This window comes from Polaribacter sp. Hel_I_88 (genome assembly GCF_000687935.1).
GTDB lineage: Bacteria > Bacteroidota > Bacteroidia > Flavobacteriales > Flavobacteriaceae > Polaribacter.
Genome location: NZ_JHZZ01000001.1, coordinates 2,769,702 through 2,792,500, shown reverse-complemented (window position 1 = coordinate 2,792,500; position 22,799 = coordinate 2,769,702). Strand labels below are relative to the sequence as shown.

At 32.3% G+C, this 22,799-nt stretch carries 10 protein-coding genes (1 of these 10 only partly in view); 5 read left to right on the top strand and 5 right to left on the bottom strand.

What is annotated here, in order from left to right; genetic code table 11:
• Positions 1 to 250, top strand: the 3' portion of a protein-coding gene (locus P161_RS19130; protein ID WP_081817031.1) for a transposase. It extends 62 nt beyond the left edge of the window; the window shows 250 of its 312 coding nt (coding positions 63–312); its start codon lies beyond the left edge, outside the window; the stop codon is at positions 248 to 250.
• Positions 251 to 453: 203 nt separating this feature from the next.
• Here P161_RS19130 and P161_RS18535 read toward each other — a convergent pair whose 3' ends face one another.
• From P161_RS18535 to P161_RS0112425, 5 genes are all read right to left on the bottom strand, one after another.
• On the bottom strand, positions 454 to 3,036 hold the full coding sequence (locus P161_RS18535; protein ID WP_051605740.1) for a T9SS type A sorting domain-containing protein: 2,583 nt from the start codon (positions 3,034 to 3,036) through the stop codon (positions 454 to 456).
• 367 nt (positions 3,037 to 3,403) lie between these two features.
• Positions 3,404 to 4,966, bottom strand: coding sequence for a RagB/SusD family nutrient uptake outer membrane protein (locus P161_RS0112440; protein ID WP_081817030.1), 1,563 nt, complete (start codon positions 4,964 to 4,966; stop codon positions 3,404 to 3,406).
• Positions 4,967 to 4,977: 11 nt separating this feature from the next.
• Positions 4,978 to 8,103, bottom strand: a complete 3,126-nt coding sequence (locus P161_RS0112435) for a TonB-dependent receptor (RefSeq protein WP_026777290.1) — start codon at positions 8,101 to 8,103, stop codon at positions 4,978 to 4,980.
• 52 nt (positions 8,104 to 8,155) lie between these two features.
• Positions 8,156 to 9,736, bottom strand: a complete 1,581-nt coding sequence (locus tag P161_RS18530; protein WP_051605739.1) for an arylsulfatase — start codon at positions 9,734 to 9,736, stop codon at positions 8,156 to 8,158.
• Position 9,737: 1 nt separating this feature from the next.
• Positions 9,738 to 11,135 carry a hypothetical protein gene (locus P161_RS0112425; protein WP_026777289.1) on the bottom strand — a complete coding sequence of 466 codons (1,398 nt, stop codon included), beginning with the start codon at positions 11,133 to 11,135 and terminating at the stop codon, positions 9,738 to 9,740.
• A 636-nt stretch (positions 11,136 to 11,771) separates the two neighbouring features.
• Between P161_RS0112425 and P161_RS0112420 the strand changes: the two genes are divergently transcribed.
• From P161_RS0112420 to P161_RS0112405, 4 genes are all read left to right on the top strand, one after another.
• A complete protein-coding gene (locus tag P161_RS0112420; protein ID WP_026777288.1) occupies positions 11,772 to 14,792 on the top strand; it encodes a TonB-dependent receptor in 3,021 nt (1,006 codons plus the stop codon).
• Positions 14,793 to 14,809: 17 nt separating this feature from the next.
• The gene (locus tag P161_RS0112415; RefSeq protein ID WP_026777287.1) at positions 14,810 to 16,333 is read left to right on the top strand and encodes a RagB/SusD family nutrient uptake outer membrane protein; all 1,524 of its coding nucleotides are present in this window, start codon (positions 14,810 to 14,812) and stop codon (positions 16,331 to 16,333) included.
• A gap of 169 nt (positions 16,334 to 16,502) precedes the next feature.
• Positions 16,503 to 18,452, top strand: coding sequence for a glycoside hydrolase family 36 protein (locus P161_RS0112410; RefSeq protein ID WP_026777286.1), 1,950 nt, complete (start codon positions 16,503 to 16,505; stop codon positions 18,450 to 18,452).
• Between the two features lie 125 nt (positions 18,453 to 18,577).
• A complete protein-coding gene (locus tag P161_RS0112405; protein WP_026777285.1) occupies positions 18,578 to 22,699 on the top strand; it encodes a hybrid sensor histidine kinase/response regulator transcription factor in 4,122 nt (1,373 codons plus the stop codon).
• Positions 22,700 to 22,799 lie beyond the last annotated feature (100 nt).

Here is a 22,799-nt window from a genome sequence, read left to right as displayed (position 1 = left end):
GTTAAAAAAAACTTTAATTGCCATGAAAAGTACAACTAAAGCAGAATCAATAATCAGAGTTCTACATAAAATACATTTAAAACAAAGAAAAAAAGTAAAGGAGGTTACTTTGGACATGTCTGGAAATATAGGTTTAATCGTCAAAAAATCATTTCCACAAACCACTCAGGTTATCGATAGATTTCAAGTGCAGAAGTTAGCTTTAGATGCACTTCAAGTAATTAGAATTAAACATCGATGGAAGCCTTAGATAAAGAAAATGATGTCATAGAAAATGCTAGAAATAACACTTTAATATATTCGTCTGAATTATTGTGAAATGGAGAGACATTAAAAGAACTATTGGCAAGAATTCGATATTTATTTTATAATTCATCATCAAAATGAACTAATAATCAAATAAATAGAGCAAAAATAGTTCTTAAACTATATTCAGATATTATCAATTAACTCTTAATATTTCACTACTTTTTTAGTAACAGTACTTCGGTTTTTATTATAAAACTGAACAAAGTAAATACCTCGAGTTAATTCGCTTAAATCTATTGAATTGCCTTTTGGATTCTCCAATTCTTTAATTTTTTTACCTATAACATTAAAAACAGATACTTTATAAATTTCGTTTAAATTATTCCAAGAAAGTACAGATCTTACAGGATTAGGATATACAGTAATTCTGTCTTGTACACTGTTCAAATCATCATTAATATTTAGCGTTAAGCGCTCAATATCTATTTCAATACCATGAAAGATGTCATCTACAGCATCTGTATTTACCAGTGTAAAGTCAGCACCTTTTAAGCCAACTCCACCTAATGATAGGTCATTAATGGTTACTTGTTCAGTTTTCCATTCATTCGTGCCTTGTCCCGTAATTTCAAGAGCGGTCTTTTCAATATTTCCATCTTTGTATTTTAATGCCCATGTTGAACCTGCATTTTTATCTAGCCATGTTATTTTAAAATATAAGCTAGCAGGCCTTGTTTCAGTGAACATTTCATCATCAAATTTAAAATACATTGCATTTCTATTTGAACTATGTTCAAAAGAACGCGCAAAACGGTCGTATTTCGAAGAGGTGGCATCAATTTCTCCTCGTACTCTAAACAAACCAATAGAGGTATTGTCAGGATCAATCTGATATAAGAAACGCTCATAGTTTCCTTCAGCAATTTCCCAACCTGAATCATTATAGCCAGTTTGAGACTCCTTACGCTGGTAAACCTGACCTCTTGTCGCTGCATATAAATCGTCCATCTTGGCACCTCTTCCTGCTGCGTATATATTACATATAGCTTCATAACGATCTGTATTTCCTTGTCTAGCATTCCCATAAATACTTTCTGAAAATTTTTCGGTATTGGCAGAATTTAAACCTTCGTGAAAAATAGATATAGCTGCAGTTGCGTTTTTAGGATATACTTGTTGTGCATATTTATTGTACATTTTGTACATATCTCTAATTTCATCGTGCTCATAAATATACTTTATAGCACTAGCCGTAATATTTGTAGTTGATACCCCTGTATTTATAGAGGATAAAATTGCCCAATAAAAACTTAGCTCGGTATTGATGCTAAAAATAGGCTTTTGCCAAGATTGATCCATTTCAGAGGCCGAAAACAGCTTCATCCCTTTTGGATTCACTAAAAATGGCAGCCATTGCTCTTTAAAGGTTTGTTCATCACTTAGATGATGCCCTCTATTGTATGCACCTCCTTTTATCCCGAATCCAATTTCAGGATCTATCTCAGTCATTGCCCAATTATAAGCTTCAGGGTATTTGGCTGGATCTACATTATTAAAAAGCAATACTACTTTACGGTCACTTACATCATTAAAATATTGCTTAAATACTTCAAATGACTCTATGCGAAATTTTTCCCAATCTTGATCAGAAATGATATATTGACTATCGTCAGGAGTTCCTTTATACGGCGCCTCATCACCAGTAGCACCTGTTTTTACTTGTATAAATGCAATACGCTCGAAAATATGGTCCGGTTGATTCCTTAAAAAGAGTGAGAATTCTTCTATTAACTTAAAATAATAATTTTTATAATCTTGATCTAAATAATATGGCCAATTTGGCTCATTCGTATTTTCGTCGACACCTTCTGCTAAAGGCACCCCATTCTGGTAAATCCATAAAGGCGAATCTGGCCCCACATTGATGCTAAGCTTTACTAATTTGTTATAAGTATACGCGTTGTCTAGAGCTACTTGAAATTCAGAAAAATCAAAACTATCTGGACCTGTAGGTTGGATCTCCTCCCAATGTGGATTTGCTTCTATGCCTAATATATAATCGTATTTTGGATCTGAATAATCATCAATCGCTCCTCCTCGATCCCATGACCCATAATAACTAATGGGTACTGCTGTATTTCCCGATACAAAATTATTCTCGGGTTGGCTTCCAAGTGTAAAGCTATCAAATATTACTGTTCCTGTTCCTGTATTTACACCATCAAATAGTTTACCTAGCTGAACTTGCAACGTAATATATTTTGCGTTTTTACCATTAGCATTTGGTTGTACTGCAACCACAACTTTATTTGTTTGAAATGTATTTGCAGATCCAGACTTGTAGTCGCCTTTGGTTTTAATGATAGAAAAAGTACAGGCTCCAGTAACATCTTCATTATCTTCATCATAAAATTTTGCAATAATATTGTATGGTGATGTTTTATCGGTTAAACTAATCGTTTTCATTTGCCAAGTAAATGTGAAAACCTCAGAAGTATCAAAAGTACTTATATCTGCCTTGTCCGTCTCAAATAGAAGATCTCCTTGCACAGTAGAACTTGAGGTAATATTAACAACAAATTCGCCATTTACAACACCACTTGTGGCAGGATCAATAGTTGAACCAATGCTTTGAGTAACTGAGAAACCAGGGACATTGGTAAAAGGACTTGTACCCGTTAGTGTTGCTCCATTATCGCAATCTTGATTTGTAAGCGGAATATTTGTTTGTGCATAAAGCTTAATTGAAACACATAAAAGTATTAGTAAAGTAATTGTATTTTTCATTTTTCAACTTATTAATATGGTTATCACGTATTATTAAAAATCATCTCATTTTCTTTTAATTTGGACAGTGTGCAAGAAAGACAGAATTACCAATTGATTGGATAACTTTTCCATTTTTATTATAGCATCTACGATTTATTTATTACGAATGTTCAAATAAAATCAAAAAAAAATAATATCAGTACATTTTATTTATTTCAAAAATGATATGAATTTGTCTCAAGAAAAATGAAAATTTCGCTATTTGCATGAAAACATATCAAAATGCTATTGAGCGTAAGCAATAGGACATTTTTTTATTTATATTATTATACATGTTGTTTTAGAAGTGGTTTCTATTTTTAATTAGAATTTTCAATAAAAAATACTACCAACCTGGATTTTGTGGTCTTAAACCTGGATACGACATAAGATCAGCAACAGGAATTGGAAAGTATTTATATTTACTATCTGCTAAATCTGGACGATAACGAGGTGTTAAATTCAATCTTAAATAATCAAACCATAATTGATTTTCAAAACAAAGTTCTCTTCGTCTTTCCGAAATAATCAATTCTAAAACATCGCCAGGAGGCATAATCCTTCCCAAATTTGCTCTTTCTCTAACATCTGCCACTCTTTCTAAAGCCAAGGCATCATCTCCTAATGCATGCAATGCCTCAGCATACATAAGTAACAAATCTGAATATCTTAATACTGGAATGTCATCACCAAAATGACCCGTTACTAATGGACTTGTATTCCATTGATATGTTGTTCTTACCATAGGTATATTATCTGGTGATAATTGATAGTCACTCCAGTATTTTTTGTAGGGTAAAATTCGATAATCACGATTCTCAAATGTTAATAAATTTTCATTTTTATCATAGTACCTTAATACGAACGTAGCTTCTTTACGCTCATCTGCATCATCAAACTCTTCTAAAAAGGACGGTTCAGCGCGCATTGTTTGTTTTTCTTCAGATAAAATTCCAGCTCTTCTAATACCTGTAACTGAGGCTAATGAATTTCCTACTTTTACATCTGTACCCTCCGTGAAATTAATCGAAAAAATATCCTCCATTCCGTTCTCATTCTCTTCTTGAAAAACATCAAAGTAATTATCAATCAATCCATAACCATGACCTCCATTGTACACTTCTTCGCACATCATTTTGGCATTTGTATACATCTCATTCATATCAAATGCATTATCAAACCTATTGGCATTTGAATTTATCGATGAAGCAATTGTTAAATAAACTTTTGCTAATATACCTTGTGCTGCACCTTTTGTTGCCCTTCCTGGCTCATAATTTTGATAGTTGTTCAACAAAGTACCTGAAGCTGAAGGTTGTCCTAAAGAGGAATACTCGTTCCATTTTGGCAAATCTTGTGCTGCAGATTTTAAATCTTCGATAATAAATTTATAAACATCACTTTCAGAAGATTTAACTGGGTAGCCTTCCTCTAAAGAAGTAACCCCATTCATGATAGGTACTTGACCCCACATTCTTACAAGGTTAAAATAGCATACTGCTCTTAAAAACTTAGCTTCAGCAAGAATTCGTTTCACGGAAGATTCTTCAATATTTTCTACTTTAAGCAGTCTAATGAGTGTGCTCGCTCTGTTAACACAAACCCACATTCTATCCCAAGTTTCTCCAATATTTTTAAGTTGTGTATCGCTGTAGTTCATATCGTTATATAAGCCATTTTGAACAACCGTTCCTGTAGGCCCCTCTAACATTTGAGCAAATTGATAATCGTTTCTATAAGAAAAATAAGTTTCACGTAAGGCAGCATATACTCCATTTAAGGCAGATATACCTTGTTGCTCATTTTGGTAAAAATTTGAAGTTTGCGATGAACTAAACACTTCTTCCTCAAGATAATCTGAACAAGAAACGAATAAAAAAATCAGCATTAGATATGATATTTTTTTCATTTTCTAAATTTTTAAAAGTTAATATTAAATCCTAAGGTATAAATTACAGGACGCGGATATCCAAAGCTTTCAAAGCCCATAACACCAGCTCCTTGATTTGTGTCCCAACCCCCAGGTGTAACCTGATTTGCATCAGGATCTGTACCAGAATAGTTGGTTATTAAAAAAGCATTTTGAACACTACCAAATACAGATAGGTTTGAAATACTTTTGAGCTTTTCAGTTGGGATTGCGTACGTCAAGGAGATGTTTTCTAATCTTATAAAATCACCATTTTCTACATTACTTAAATTTGCAGAAACGCCATCATATCCTTTAGAGCCCATCCTAGGAACATCGGTAATTGTATTTTCGGGTGTCCAACGATTTAACATTCTAGAGGAAGCAGTAATGGCATCACCAAAAGAATTGTTCCATTTAACGGTACTAAATAAATGAGTATCCATTAATTGCTCGTTAGAGGCATTGTAAATATCTTTTCCAACTACAGCGTTAATGTATGTATTTAAAGACCATCTTTTATATTTAAAATCAAAACCCATACCCAAGGTAAAATCTGGATGAGGAGATCCTACTTTTGTTCTATCATCTGCTGAAATTCTTCCATCGCCATTGGTATCTTGATATTGAATATCACCGGGAACAGAAACCGGTTGAATCATAGTGATGACTCCTGTGTCAGGATCCGTAAAGGTGTAATTATCAATAGCTGCTTGGTCAGGAAAAACACCTAATTGAGGCACTTCCCAAAAAACGCCATAAGCATAGCCTTCACCTGCATACCCTGTATATCTAGATTCTCGGATCAATTGCCCTTCACCAATCCATTTGGTTACTTCATTTTTATAATGTGAAAAAACTACGTTAGAGGAAAAAGAAAAATCCCCTTTTTTTAAAATATTACCTCCAAAACTAATATCAACACCCGTATTGACCATATCGCCAGCATTTACGGTTGTGGTATCAAAACCAGAAACACCGGGTAACTGAAAGTTTCTTAATAATAAGTCGGAAACAGCTTTATGGTAGATATCGGCACTAAAATTAAAGCGTCCTCTCCATAAGCTAATGTCCACTCCCAAGTTATACTGTGTGGTAGTTTCCCATTTTAAATTTGGATTATCAAAACTTTGTGGAACTTCTCCTTGGATAACATTATCGCCAAATACATAAGAAGGTCCAGTTGCCGAAAGACCTAAATTAAAAATTGATCCTTGAGATTGATAAGGTTGAATACTTGAACTACCAGATTGACCAGCACTTAGTCTCCATTTCCAACTAGAAACAACTTCGCTATTGGCTAGGAATTTTTCTTTAGACATGTCATATGCCAAAGCAATTCCTGGAAAAAGGTTCCATTTATTCTCAGCTCCAAACTTAGAAGAGCCATCATACCTTGCGGTTAATGTAAGAAAGTACTTATTATTATATTTATAGTTGATCCTTCCAATATAACCTAATAAAGTTTCTTGATTTTTTTCAGAATCATACCCTTCTATAGAAGCACCAGCTCCTAAATTAAAGGGTCCATAAAGATCGGTATTGAACTGGGTTATATTTCCTGAATTTTGAGAAGTTCCTGTTCTCTTACCAATTTCCATACCTCCTAAAAAAGTAAAATTATGTTTATTTAGTTTTAAAGACTTTGTAAGGATGTAGTTATTAGTAATGTCTTCTACTTTTTGACTGTTTATATTGGCCACCCCATTGGTTTGAGCACCCTCCAATGTATTACTAGGTAGATAACTTTTTCTTTCCCTATTTCTATAATTATACTTTAAACTTGCCGCTAATTTAAAACCTTGGCCAAACTTTATATTGACGAACATATTACTCAATACTCGATCTGTTTGATCTAAATCAATCGAATTTTCAAGTCTTGAAAGTGGATTTTCAAATTGATTGGGTTCTCCTATTACATTGTTAAAATTATAGGATCCATCCTCATTATAAATTGGAATCACTGGCGCTGTTCCATAAATAGCGGCTATGGCTCTTTGACCATCTCTTAGTTGATCAAAATTTGTACGAACTCCATTCATTGAATAGCCAAACTCTATCGCTTTCGAAATATTTACTTTACCATTAAAATTTATGGTAAGTCTTTCATAACTCTGCCCTTTAAAGGCTCCGTCATCTTTTACATAATTCACCCCAAAACCCAATGCAGAACTATCTGAACCATAATTAATTTTAAAATCATGATTCGCCAAGGCCCAAAATTGTCTTGTTTCTTGTAACCAATCAGAGCCATTAGACCAACTATCAGGATCATTTTCTGGAAATCCTGGAATTTCTTCTTCTGGTAAAATAATATTGGGTTCTGCGGCCTTCATTTCATAAAATAATGTGGCATACTCCTCTGCATTTACAAGATCTAATTTTCTTGCCATGTCTTTGTAAGCATAAAAATGAGCATAAGACACTCTTGTTTTGCCACTTTTAGCTGTTTTCGTTGTAATCAGAACAACTCCATTTGCTCCTCTAGAACCATAAATTGCGGTTGCTGATGCATCTTTTAGAATTTCAATAGATTCAACATCTGTCGGATTTAAAAAATTAATATCTTCGGCATAAATTCCATCAATCACGTATAAGGGTTCTCCAGTACCATTAATAGTATTTAAGCCTCTAATTTTGATGGAAGTACCCCCACCTGGTTCAGAGCCAGTGTTCCGTACATATACTCCTGAAGCTTTTCCGACAAGGGCCGATGCCAAATTAGGTGTTGCTTGTTTCACAATATCTGAACCTTTTATAGAAGACACACTACCTGTTAAATCGGATCGTTTTACAGATTCATAACCAATTATGACAATTTCATCTAAATATTCTACACCTTCATCTAATACAACACTTAATGTTTGTTGATTGGTAATTAAGATTTCTTTTTCTTGCATGCCTAGGTATGAAAATCTTAACTTATTTCCTTTTTTTACTTGAAGAACAAACTTCCCGTCAAAATCGGTCATGGTTCCTTTTTGTTTTTCGCCAAGGATCAGAATTGAAACCCCTGGTATGGGATTTTTGCTAGCATCAGTAACAACACCTTTCAAATTTATTTGCTGTGCACTAGCATATTGTAAGGTGCCGAGAAACAGCAAGATGAATAATTTAATACTTCGATGTAATTTCATGTTGTTCTGTTTAAGTTATTAATGGTTGATTAAAAAAATGTTTTATTACTTGTTATTTTTTTGTGTTTTTATAAGATACATTTAATGCCTCCCATGTATTATATTCGTTAACTAGTTCCTGAAACTTCTTGGGATACTTGTCTTTTAAATCAGTAGTTTCATTTCTATCTGTATTCATATCATACAGTTCCCATGCATTTCTTTTTGCCACTGCTTTCCATTTTCCGGAGCGAATTGCTTTTCCTTTTGCCCATTGCCAAAAAATTGGTTTTTCTCGTTTTGGAATTTGATCACCAAGTAACGCAGGTAGAAAACTTACTCCTTGCATTGGCACAATAGATTGGTTTCTAAATGATTTAGGGTATGTAGCTTTGGTAATGTCTTGAAATGTTGCCATAAAATCAACAAAATGCATAGGTGCATTATTAATGGAACCTTCATTCGTTATAACCCCTGGCCAATACGCTATGAATGGGGTGCAAATTCCACCTTCATAACTATCATTTTTATACAAACGATATGGAGTATTGCTAACATTTGCCCAATCTTGCTTCAAAGACCCCCAATAAGATAAACTACCTAGTTCTCCTCCGATTCTTGCATTCTCTTGTTGAAGATTGCGTTCTGCATTTTCGCCACTAGCACCGTTATCTGAAACAAATAATACTAAGGTGTTTTCTATTTTTCCAGTTTGTTTTAGCTTGTCTAATAATTTTCCAATGTTTTGATCTATACGATCTATCATGGCAGCATAAATAGCCATCTTTAAATCTTCGCTGTCTTTTTCTTCTTCAGATAAGGAATTCCAATCTTTGGTCGTTTGTGTTGATAATTTCATAGTTGCGTCTACCATCCCCAAGTCTAGCATTTTTTTATAGCGCGCATCTCGTATCGCTTTATACCCTACTTTGTATTTCCCCCTATATTTAGCAATATCTTCTGGCCATGCCATTAAAGGATCGTGAGGAGCTGTATAGGCTAAATAAAGAAAAAAAGGTTTCTGATCTTCCGCAGAATCCTCTATAAAAGACATGGCGTATTTTGTAAAATAGTCGGTTGAGTAGAAATCGGATGTTGTGGTATAAGGTTTGTGTTTTTTTGCATCGATATTCCAAACATTGGGGCCACCTTTAAAAATAGGTTCAGGTTCTCCCTTTCTTTGTTTTCCTGGATTAAAATGATTAGTGGCGCCTCCAAAGAATTCATACACATGATCAAATCCGAAATTAAATAAACTTGTTTCACTATGATTCTTTCCAGAAAAGTAGGTACTATATCCTTCAGACTTTAGTAAATCACCTAAACTAATGGAGTTCTTGAATTTTTTTGGTTTTATACCCATTCCCACTTGCTGTGCGTACAATCCTGTAAGCAGCGTTGCTCTAGAAGGAAAACATTTGGAAGTATTGTGCATTTGTGTAAAACGAATTCCTTTTTCGGCCATTTTATCTAAGTTAGGAGTTTCTATTTCTCCACCATAACAACCTAAATCTGAGTATCCCATATCATCAACCATAATTAAAATAATATTTGGTTTGTTAGAATTCTCTTGCGATGTTACTTTTGGATGTGCACAAGACAAAAGAACAAGAGGTGAAGAAATCCAAAATAATAAGATATGAAATGGTTTCATATTAAGGCTTTGTTTTTAAATTTATCAAATTTGCTCTCAAACAAATATTTATAAATGCTGCCGATGTCCAAAGTTGTTGTCCAGACCCTGAGATAAGGCCTCCTGGAAGTTCTACTTTTTCGTGAAAAGAGCCAAAACCACCCCAATTTTTTTTCCGCTTATCAGAAATTTTAGTCCCTAAGGTTCTAGCTAAAATTGCTGCATTATATCCTGTATAATCTTTTTGATCTGTTATTTCTTTTGCTTGAATAAAAAAAGTGTCACAAAACGGCCAAGATGCTCTATTATGATCTCCTTCGTTATCTTCTAAGAAAGGATGAATCAACGGAGTACCTTTATCTGTCATCGGATATAAATCAATGGCTTTCTTGGCATCATCACCTTCCAAAATTCCAAATAAAATAGTAAAAGCTGTTCCTAGGTTATGTTGATTTTTCATGAGATGCCCATTACGATCTTTATAATACGTTAGAGTTCCGTCGGGCAAAACCAATTCTTTTTTGATGGCTTTTTTAAGATTGATTGCTTTATTTTCCCAAGTTTTAGCTTCGTCAAATAAATTATTTTTTTTGGCAGCATTTGCCATCGCTAACATGGCTTTATAATACATCGCATTTGTTGAGGTACTTTTAAGTAAAACACAATCTGCAATAGACATGTTTTTTGGGTAAGCTGTAGAAGTAATGTCTTGAAAGGTTGGCTGCCCTCTATACAAACCATCACTAGCATCAAACCAAGGCTCATAAAAACGCTCAAAATTTTCTTTACCTGTTTCATAAAACCAAGCCCAATCTGCGAACTCCGGGTTTAGTTCAAACAGATGGTCTACAGCCCAAATCCAAACTACATCATCCGTTCGTCTTGTATAACTATTGGTTTTATACTGTGCCATTATCTTTTTTTCATCTTTAGTAATGGCATCCCATGGCACATTTATCTCAGTAACAACATGTTCTTCCGAAACCTTATACCCTAATTTACCTCTTACTTCTCTGGTAATTTTTAAAGATTGTTTCATTTTTTCAGGAAAAAGGGCATTTAACCCTAAAATTCCAGCAAAAGCAATATCTCTGGTGTATACTCTGTCTGTGTATCGTCTGCCGGCTGCAAAGTAGCTACCATATTCGTTTGTTACAATATTTTGCTCTATATCATGTACAGCGATGTTAAACATTTTAGCCATAATTGGTGTTGCGCCATCTACTAATCTGAGATTTGTTTTTGGAGTTACATTTGGTAAATCCTTTACCGAAAAAGACCCCAAACCATCTGACAGTCGATTCTTTGTTAAAACAAGGTTTTCTTTGCTATACAATGTTTTTTGACTTGAATTACAAGACACTATAAAGAGCATTAGCACAAAACAGATTAAAAAGTTAGAACCATTATTTAATTTCATTTATTTAAATTTTTATTCTCTATTAAGTTATAAATTATGGTGATTAATATTTGAAAATAATCTATCATAACACATCCTATACAAATCTAAAGACTTCTTTATCGAAACATATATAGATTAAGGTTCAAGAACCCCTCCAAAATGTGTCAAAATCTAAGTTTACTGCAAAAACAAGCATACTATTATGGAGAGGAATTATAAAACTGCAGTTTAAGTGACGATATTAGATACAATTTTATAAAAGAATTAGACAGCTACTTCAACTTGACACAAAAAAACCTCGGTTTTGACACAAAAAATACTTGGACTTGATCAACTAATCTCTGAACTTGCGACCATATAATTATTAATTCAATAAATTAACCTAAAATAATAACGATTAAGTTTAAAAAAAAGATTAGAAAATTAAGTAATTACTAATAGTCAATCTTTAGTTATGAATTCTTAAACAAGCATTATTTTATGAATTGAAGTATTACATAATTGCAATTTATTAGAAATTAGAAACAAAATACTAACTATTTAAAATACATTTATGATAAAACGAACTTATTCTAATTAACCTAACAATTATTTAAGTATCAAATTGCACTATGAATTAACATCTTAAAACTTAAAACTAATCATACAAACATTATGAAAAAACAGAGACTTAAATTATTCAGTGTATGGAAAACACCAATTTCCATATTTTGCTTTATTCTTTGGGCAAGTGCATCTACCTTTGCTCAAACTACCGTTAATGGAACTATTAAAGACACCACAGGTGAAACGTTGCCAGGTGTTAATATTATTGAAAGTGGCACCAAAAACGGCGTAATTTCTGACTTTGATGGGAAATTTCAAATAAAACTAAAAAACAATCCAACTGAACTTACTATCAGTTTATTAGGTTATAAAACGGTAAAAAAAACAATTACTAAAAGTATCAATCTAAACATTACCTTAGAAGAGGAAGCCTCTTTACTAAATGAAATTGTTGTAGTCGGTTACGGAAGTCAACGAAAATCTGATGTTACAGGAGCTTTATCCTCAGTATCATCGAAAGATTTCGAAAAACAACCCATTACAAAAATAGACCAAGCTTTACAAGGAAGAGCGGCTGGAGTTCAAGTAAACCAAACAAGTGGTGCTCCTGGAAGTGGCTTTAAAATTAGAATTCGTGGTTCTAACTCGATTTCTGGTAATAACGATCCTTTATATGTTGTAGATGGTCTTGTTGTAGGAAATATAAATTCATTGAATGTAAACGACATAAAATCAATGGAGGTATTAAAAGACGCTTCATCAACAGCTATTTACGGGTCTAGAGGAGCTAATGGAGTTGTTTTAATAACTACTAAAACAGGAAGAAGCGGGCCAGCAAAAGTTGACCTAGAAATTTTTACAAGTATCTCTAACGTTGTTCAAAAAATTGATATGATGACACCTGCTCAGTTTGCAGAAGGTGTAAATTTTGCAGAAAACGCAACATTCTTTTCAGAAGATCAAATCAACGCATTGAGACAAGGTGGAGGCGAAGATTGGCAAAACCGCTTATTCACACAAGCAATGGCTATTAATGCACAACTTTCTGTAAGTGGTGGAAGCGATGATATTGATTATTTTATTTCTGGTAACTTCTTTGAATCTGAAGGAACTATTATTAATCAAAACTATAAAAGGTATACCTTAAGATCTAATCTTAATGCAAATTTAACCGATAAAATAAAAGTAGGTCTAAATACATTTGCAAGCAGAGAAGAACTATCTGGAGAAAGAGCAAATATTGCTTTTGGTCTTACTTGGGATCCAACTACACCCGCTTTTAATGATGCAGGAGAATATAATTTTATACCTCTTATTCCTGGAGTTGGGAATGGTCTCTTAAATCCTTTAATTGAACCAGAAAACAATATTCGAAATAATTTTAACAATCGGTTTACTGTAAGTTCTTATGTAAATTACAACATCCTTGAAAACTTAGATTTAAATATTTCGGGTGGTATAGACCGTTTTGACAGAAACAATAACAGATACATACCGCGAATTGTTAACAATATTGGTGTTGCACAAGTTGAGGATATTTTTGTTACCAGAATTCAAAATACAAATAGACTTACCTATACTTGGAATAAAAACCCAGATCATTCTTTTAAAATTGATGCGATACATGAACAACAGCAAGTGCTTAGAGAAAATAAGATCATAGATGCTCAAAACTTCTTTACAGATCAAACCGGTTATAAAGATGTATCATTAGCTGCTATTCAAGCTGTTCAAAATTCAAATACCAATGAAAACTTGCAATCATTTTTGGGTAGAATAAATTATTCTTTTCTTGATAAATATTTGTTTACTGTTTCTGTAAGAGGTGATGGATCAAGTAAATTCAGAGAAGATAATCGATGGGGAGTTTTTCCTTCAGGTTCATTTGCGTGGAATGTATCTAAAGAAAAATTTTTAGAAAACTCAGAAACTATTAACAACTTAAAAATGAGATTAAGTTATGGTATCATTGGTAGTCAAGCCATAGATCCATTGGCAACAAGATCATTACCTATACTTGGAGACAATGTAAATTATCCGTTTACAGGTGGTGCCTTATTTGTTGGTTTAGCCCCTTCTAATAGATTAGCAAACCCAAATCTTACTTGGGAAACAACCAGACAATCGAATATTGGTTTTGATTTAGGTTTATGGAATTCTGCGTTAACTGTTTCTTTAGATTTATACAGAAAAAATACAGAAGATTTATTACTAGAAAGAATACTACCAGATTTTGTGGGGCCTACAGTGCAAACTATTAATGCTGGTGAGGTTCAAAACCAAGGATTTGATCTTACTATAGGAGCACGAATTTTAGACAACGACAAATGGAAGATCAACTCAACATTTACCTTATCAAGCAACAGAAACGAAGTAATTTCTCTTATTGACGGTATTGATGCTCTTGAATTAGGAAATAGCTTTGCAGGAAATTTCACCCCAGTAAACCCAACACGAGTAGAAGTTGGAAAACCTATTAGTAGTTTTAGAGGATATATCTTTGAAGGTGTTTATCAATTAGGCGAAGAAGCAGAGGCAGCAGCTTTTGGAAGGGTTCCAGGAGACGCAAAATATAGAGATATTAATAACGATGGAAGCATAACTACAGATGATATTACATCCATTGGAAATGGTAATCCTAATTTTACTTGGGGTTGGAACTGGGATGTTAGCTATAAAAACTTTGACCTAAACTTCATTTTGTTAGGATCTCAAGGAAATGATATTTATAATTTTCAAAGAGGTCGTATGATGGCATTAGGAGCACAACAATTCCACGCAACACATGCAGACTACAATAATCGTTGGACACCAACAAATCCAAGTAATATTCCAGCTCAAAGAGATGGAACAGAATTATTGTCTACCCAATTCTTAGAAGACGGCTCATTTGTATCACTAAAAAATGTGTCTTTAGGATATAACGTAAACAAAGATGTTTTAGACAAAATAGGTTTAAATCAACTAAAATTATATGTAAATGCAGAAAATTTATTCATCATTACTAACTATACTGGTTTTGATCCTGAATCTACTGCAACTGGACAATCTGATGTAGATTTAGGAATAGACATCAATACATACCCAATTAATAGAACTTTCTCTTTTGGAATGAAAGTTGGATTTTAACTTCTTAAATAACAATTATGAAAATTTCAATAAATAAAATAATACTATTTCTATCAGTAAATATATTGATAATTACTTCTTGTATTCCTTTAGAAGAAGACTTATCAGGAGTAATAAGTATAGAAAACTTAGCAACGGAAGGAGACATTGAAACAGCGCTTACTTCTATTTATAGACAAGTGTTGATAACACATGCCGATCCACATTTTTTAAGAACACCAACCTATGGAGCAGATGATATTACTACCTGGGAAGCAGGAAACAAAGCGCCTCTTAGAGTATTTGATAGGTTTGATTATGGAAATGGAGAAAATGCTAATATAGTTTGGTTAGATCATGGCTGGAATAATTATTGGAGAACAATTTACTTTTCTAATAGCTTGATTAATGGACTTAAAACCTCTACTGCATCACAAGAAGCCATAGCAGTAGGCGATGCAGAAGCACGTTTTTTTAGAGCATTATCTTATTTAAATCTAGTAAGAACTCATGGGAATATGCCCATTATTTTAGATGAAACCACACCTACTGGAGAAGAAGTAAGAGCAACTGTATTAGAAAACTATGCGCACATTGAGGCTGATTTATTAATAGCCGAAGCCAATCTTCCTGCTGCTGGGTCTACTGCAAATTTTGGTAGAGTTTCTGCTGCGGCTGCTAAAACAGTGTTGGCAGATTTGTACTTAACTTGGGCTGGCTGGCCTGTTAAAGATAACACAAAATACCAGCTAGCAGCAAACAAAGCAAAAGAAATTATTGATTCAGGAGCATTTACATTGTTACCGATTGATAATTTATGGTTATTAGAAAGTCAAAATAGTAGCGAATCTATTTTTTCTGTACAATTTTCAAAATCTGAAAACATTAGGTCTAATTACGCAACAGCGCATAGCTTTCATGAATCAAGAGGTTTTTCTGATGCCTTTCCAGAATTACAATTCTTTAATGATTTTCCTGATGGCCCAAGAAAAGATGCCACTTTCTACACTGAAATACCACAAAGAGGTGTTTCTGGAGGAAATATTATTATTCTAGATCCAGCAACAAAGCCTTGGCAAGAATCTCAACGAAAACATCCTATGTACAAAAAATTTACTATTACTGCCGATTTAACTGTAGCGAATAGAGTTTTTGATTTTAGAGCAAGAGAATTATATAGGTACGCAGAAGTTCTTTTAATATATGCAGAAGCACAGGCAAGAATTGGTGAAACAGCAAGTTCTATTGAAGCTTTAAATCAAGTAAAAAGAAGAGCTGCTGGTTTTGATTACTCAACCCCAAACCCAACTATAGATGTAGGGTCTGCTACCCCAGATGAAATTTTAGCCGAAAAAGGTTGGGAATTAGCCGGAGAATACAAAAGATGGTTTGACTTGATTAGAACTGAAAAATTAGAGGAAATTGCAGCGTTAAGAGATCCTGCAGAAAATGTACTCCCTGTTAGACTACCTGGAAAAGAGCAATACATTACACCTATTCCGTTTTTAGCGATATCCACTAGCTCTTTACAGCAAAACCCTGAAGGTTTTAAAATTAAATAATTTAGAGTTTAATATTTCTTTATCTACTAATATTTAGATCAAAACATTAGTAGATAAAGCGTGTTAAATAGGTCATAAAACGTGTAATGAGACAAAACAACATCATCAATGAAACATAAATGTTGTATAGCAATTAATAATTGTAACGATTTTTGAAAAAAAACAATCCATGTTAAATTTATTTAGAAACACGCTTTTTTTAGCGGCCTTTATCATTTTTTTTACGAGCTGTAACAACAAAACAGAAAGTAAAATTGACGTTATTTTGTATACATCTCATAGTAGTATTTCATCTACTGTAGAAATTGAAAAAAACAATAATGGTCAAAAGTATATTCGCATTTTATTTAAAAATAATAGCGACAAAATAGACTACCTAGATTCATTAAATATTGTGATTAGCCCTCCAAAAATGGCTTCCAATAAAACCAAGGTAGTTTTTGGTGGCACATGTATGGGCAGAACGCCAATTCATCAAACCTTAACAACAGATACAGAAAGTAAAAGTGGAACCTACCAAATGTTGCAACTCCAAAACGATCAATTTTCTATTACAGGAATTCTTAGTTGGAACACTTTCTTACCTTATATTCATTATGATGAAAAAAAGGGGATTATTGTAAAAGCGAATGGCGAAGGCAAACCAATTGAGCCAGGAGAAACCGTTGAATTTGAAAAAATATTATTGGACAGCAATAATTCGTGGCAAGATTTATTATTTAAATATGGAGAAGAAATAGCGAAAGAACAAAACATAAAACCTAAAGCGCCACTGCAACTAAAAGGTTGGTCTACATGGGATTATTACGGAAGAGTTTATAACACTAAAGATGTTCTTAAAAATATAGACCAACTTGCCTTAGAAGAAAAAGATGCAAATATTATTCAGATTGATGGTGGCTGGTGGACAGATAGAGGCGATTATTTAAGCGTACGTAATAATTTGCAAGGTGGTATGAAAGCCATTGCAGATTATGCAAAATCAAAAGGTTTTAGAGCAGGTATTCATCTTGATGGATTTAGAGCTGATAAAAAATCTGACCTATATAAAACAAATCCAGACTGGTTTTTAAAAGATCAAGATGGAGAAACCATCTGTTTAGCTATCGATAAAGGTGATACTTTTATGGAATATATTTACTTTGATTTTTCCAATCCAGCTGTTTGCGACTACATGAAAAACACTTTAAAAACTATTCGTACAGAATGGGGTTATAGCTATTTTAAAATTGATTTTATGCGTTATGGTCTTTTAGAAAGTATTCTAGCAGAACACGCTGTAAAGAACGATAGAAATTCAAATGCGGTTACTAAAGTACTGGCTTATGATAATACAATGACCAGTGTAGAAAGAACACGCGCAGGTTTAAAAGCAATGAGAGAAGGTATAGCCGATGGTTTCTTTTTGGGTTGCTCTTCTATTTTTGGACCAACACTTGGCATTGTAGATGGGTTAAGAACAGGGCAAGATATTAGCCCTACTTTTGAATATTACAAAGCTACAACGTTTCAAAATGCAGGTAATTTTTACTTAAATAGTACAGTTGTTCAAAACGATGCCGATTATTTGGTTGTTAGAAATAAATTCGACGAAGAGCCAGAACGTGCTTGGGGTAAAACAAAATTTGGAGGCAATACAACATTAAATGAAGCTGAAATGTGGAGTAACTACATTTCGTTATTCGGAGGCATCAAAATAAATAGCGATAATTTAATTACATTAAGAGAAGAGCGTAAACAGCTTATTAGCAATGCATTTAGTCTTAAAACAGCAAACCGTTTTATTCCTTTAGATTTATGGAGTCATGCAAAAACTAAAAATGATGCTTTTAATGTGCTGCTAGCAGAAAATGAAGATGGCGTATATTTAGCTCTTTTTAATTGGGATGAATTTGATCAAAACTTTTCATTAAAAGGTCTTAAGACAACTCAATTAACAAATCAAAAATCAAAAGAACAACACACTATTGCAAAAGAACAATGGAATATTAACCTAGAGAAACATAGCTCTATAGTTTTAAAAGTGGAACGTGGAGATTTTGATGTATTGAGAAAATCAATAAATACTAATTTAACTCAAATAATAGATAACAAAAAAGCGGTTTTAATCACAAAATAGTAATTTGTTTAAACAAACAGCAATTAAAAATAAGAAATTTGTTCTGCTCAGAACAAATTTCTTATTTTTAAGGCACAAACCATTAATTTTTTATTCATTTTTAATCTCAACGTAATCCTTTTTTAATGAGAAAAATTTTTATTACGCTTCTTTTCCTTTTTTTTTCATTTCTTTCTTTTGGCAAGCAAGAACAAGATATCAACTTTAAAAACATTGATAATAAACAAGGTCTCTCACAAAACGGCGTTACTTGTATTTTTCAAGACAAAGATGGCTACATGTGGTTTGGCACCCATTATGGTCTAAATAGATACAATGGATTAAATATCGAAACGTATTATGGAGGAGACAGCAAGAAAGAACTGGGTAGCAACACCATAAATGCAATTACGCAAGACACTTCTGGCAATATTTGGATTGCAACACATCAAGGAATATCCGTTTTTAATCCGATTACTGAAAAGTTCTTTAACTTGGGTAAATATGAAGCTAAAAAGGGAATATTTAATCAAAACATATTGTCTATGAATTTGATTGATAAAAAAATAATTTTAACAAGCTCTGAAGGTATTTGGAGAATTAATCCTGGAAATGAGCTTTTTACCGAAGAAATTGCGAGATCAATCAGTAAAAATATTGATGATTTTAATGTAAAATTAGCATTTAATTATGGTTCATTAAGAGTTTTTGAAAAAGATAATAATGATAGTTACTGGTTAACTACAGACAATAAGGTTTTAGATGCTAAAATTATTAATAACGAACTCATAATCTTAGATACAATTACGATTGAAAAATCAAAAAAGGTTACGATTACAGCCTTTTTAAAAGATAATTTTTCTAATATATGGGTTGGAACTAGTAGTAACGGTTTATATCATATTCGTGAGGAAAAAGGGAAGTATATAACCATCAAAATATATCCTAAAAAAAATAGCTCCAATAAATTTTCTAGAATAACAAATATTATTAAAGATTATGAAAATAATATTTTGGTAACTTCCAGAAGTGATGGTACTATTATAATTTCTGAAGACGAAATTAAAAAAAAGGATTTATCTCAAATTAAAATCAATTCTTTAGAATTATATACCCAAAAAATAAAAAGTATCTATCAATCTCGTGATAAAACTTTATGGATTGGATCTCTTGGAAACGGCGTCTACTTTCAAAATAAATCAGGATTAAAATTTAAAAACTATCAAATAAAAGATAAAATTAATTCTCCTGTAGTTAATAACACTAGATCTATCACAAAAGATTCTTTTGGTAGGCTTTGGTTAGGCTCTTTATTTGAAGGTTTATATATTTATGACGCTACGAATACTAAAGTAGAAAAACTACTACTCAACGATAAATCAATTTTTTCACTTTGTAAAATAGATGATACTCATATTTTAGTTGGAAGTTCTGATGGATTATATTTAATAAACTACGACAAAACCAATTTTGTTGCCAAAAAATTATTGACAAATAATAACATAGAAAGCGTAATTTTTTCTATTACCCACAGCGAAAACCAATATTGGGTTGCTTCCGAAAGAGGATTGATGAGTTTTACTTTAACAGAAAACTATCAAATATCTAATCTTATTGATTATGAATCTGAAATACCTTTAAATATATCTTCTTTAAAAGCCATGCGCGTTGTAAATTACGACCCTCATCATAATATACTTTGGATTGGCAGTCAATCAAATGGTTTGATAAAAGCTGTATTGAATGAAGATTATACGATTAAAGATTTTTATGCAATTAACAGTTCTTCAGATAAATCTCAAGCCAATGAGTATATATGTGATATTTTAATTGAAAATAAAAACCAAATATGGATAGGCTCTAGAAATGGTTTAATCGATTTAAAACTATCAAATACTGGTGATATTACCAACATAAAAAAATTTACGATTGAAGATGGTTTTCCTAGTAATTTAGTACAATCTGTTAAAAGTGATCTTTCAGGAAATTTATGGATTGGCACCAATAAAGGTTTGGTAAAATTTAACAAACAAACGAACGATATTATCACGTACGATATTAATGACGGTGTACAAGGTTTAGAATTCTCAGAACATGCATCTTATAAAGATTTTGACAACTTTCTTTATTTTGGAGGTACTAACGGTGTTTCAAAATTTTCTCCCGATTTTAGTGTCTCAGAAGGATTTTCAGAAGGTGTTGACATTAAAGACATCATTATTAATGGAATAAACATCAATGAAAGACGCTATTTTAAAGATTCTACCAACGCTATTACATTATCTCATTTTGAAAATAATGTAAAATTCAACTTTATCTCCCCAAACTTTATAAATCCGAAGAAGCAAAAATATCTATACCAACTAAAAGGCTTTGATAAAGATTGGAAAAGCACTAAAAATTATGTTGCTGAATATTCAAATTTACCAAAAGGAAATTATGTTTTTGAAGTTAAATCAATTTATGAAAATGGAACTTCGAGCGATCAAATTTCAACAATAGAAATAAAAATTGAACCTTCTATTTGGCTCACATTACCTGCTTATATTTTATACGTTATTGTTGTTATTGCTTTTATTTATGTAATCTCTACGATTACTAAAAAACGTCTTGAAAGAAAAAATAAAGAACTTTTAAAGAATCGATATCATGAGCAAATGGAAAAGGTTAATAAATCGAAAATTGAATTCTTTATTAATATTTCTCATGAAATAAGAACACCTCTTACTCTTATTTTATGCTCTATAGAAAAACTACTTTCTAATTTTAAATTAAATCAAAAACAAGAAAACGAAGCGTTAACTATCGATAGAAATGTGCATCGTATTTTAGAGTTGACTAATGAATTATTGTCCATCCGTAAAATGGAAACAGGAAATTATAATTTAAGAGTTCAATATGATGATATTATGCTGTTTTTACAGAACACAAAAGTTTCTTTCGATGGCTTGGCAAAGAAAAAGGGTATTAAATTATCAATCAAAACCTATACAAGTGAATTATTTATGTGGTTTGATAAAAATGCGCTTGAAAAAATAATTTACAATTTAATTTCGAATGCTATTAAATATACAAATGAAAAAGGATCAATAGAAATTAAAGTAAAGCTATCAAAAAACAAACAATTTTTAAACGTTAAAGTTATCGATACAGGCATAGGAATTGATAAAAAACATGTATCAAAAATATTCAACCGATTTTACAACCAAGGTGGTAATATCGACAGATATGTAAGTGGATTTGGTATTGGTCTATCACTCACAAAATCATTAGTAGATTTGCATAAAGGAAATATATCAGTAACAAGCGAACTGCACAAAGGATCAGTTTTTACTCTAAGTTTACCTTTAGATGACAGCTTGTTTTCTGAAGAAGAAAAGGTAGATAGAATGCTTTGGGAGACTAGTTTGCCAACTGTTTTAAATACTGATGATAACGATGATAAGGAAGAAATTCCTTCTTTAGAACCAGAAAAAAACAAAAAAGAGCAATCAAAATCGACTAAACCAACACTGCTGTATATAGATGATAATACAGAACTACTTATGAGCATAAGCGATTATTTTTCTGATCATTATCAAATATTTACTGCAGAAAATGGAGTAAGCGGACTTAAAATAGCCAATGATTTGCAGCCTGATATTATTATTAGTGATATTGTGATGCCAGAAATGGATGGCTTAGAATTGTGTAAAACACTAAAAAATGATATCAATACATCGCATATACCTGTTATTCTTTTAACAGCAATGGGAGATATTGACAGTCAATTGCATGGTGTAGAATCTGGTGCAGATTACTACATTCCAAAACCGTTTAATATTAAGCTTTTAAGCTTAACCGTTAAAAACTTAATCGAATCTAGAAACAAACTAAAAAATTTATTTTTAACAAACGAGTATTCTGACTCTAAAGACATTACAACAAATACCAAAGACCAAGAGTTTATCGATAATCTACTAAGCTATGTAAACGAGCATATAGAAGATGATAATTTAAATATTAACACCATTGCAGATGCTTTTGCTATGAGTCGTTCCACCTTTTTTAGAAAAATAAAAGTAATTACAGGAACCACAGGGAAACAATTTATTGATTCTGTGCGATTAAAAAAAGCGACGCAACTCTTAACTCAGTCAGATTTAAATATCTCTGAAATCGGTTATGCTGTGGGACATTCTAACCCACAATACTTTTCTAAATGGTTTAAATCTTATTACAAAGTGTCTCCAACAGAGTACAAATCTCAACATAAAAAAGTGGAATAATTTGTTTTATAGAGTATAGTCCAATTTTAATAAAGTATTTCACAAAAATGGAGAGAAAATTACAACCTTCTCTCCTTTTTTATTTTATTACACTAGCACT

Coding starts and splice junctions, on each gene's coding strand:
- P161_RS18535 (WP_051605740.1), bottom strand. CDS start 3,036: ATGAAAAATACAATTACTTTACTAATACTTTTATGTGTTTCAATTAAG.
- P161_RS0112440 (WP_081817030.1), bottom strand. CDS start 4,966: ATGAAAAAAATATCATATCTAATGCTGATTTTTTTATTCGTTTCTTGT.
- P161_RS0112435 (WP_026777290.1), bottom strand. CDS start 8,103: ATGAAATTACATCGAAGTATTAAATTATTCATCTTGCTGTTTCTCGGC.
- P161_RS18530 (WP_051605739.1), bottom strand. CDS start 9,736: ATGAAACCATTTCATATCTTATTATTTTGGATTTCTTCACCTCTTGTT.
- P161_RS0112425 (WP_026777289.1), bottom strand. CDS start 11,135: ATGAAATTAAATAATGGTTCTAACTTTTTAATCTGTTTTGTGCTAATG.
- P161_RS0112420 (WP_026777288.1), top strand. CDS start 11,772: ATGAAAAAACAGAGACTTAAATTATTCAGTGTATGGAAAACACCAATT.
- P161_RS0112415 (WP_026777287.1), top strand. CDS start 14,810: ATGAAAATTTCAATAAATAAAATAATACTATTTCTATCAGTAAATATA.
- P161_RS0112410 (WP_026777286.1), top strand. CDS start 16,503: ATGTTAAATTTATTTAGAAACACGCTTTTTTTAGCGGCCTTTATCATT.
- P161_RS0112405 (WP_026777285.1), top strand. CDS start 18,578: ATGAGAAAAATTTTTATTACGCTTCTTTTCCTTTTTTTTTCATTTCTT.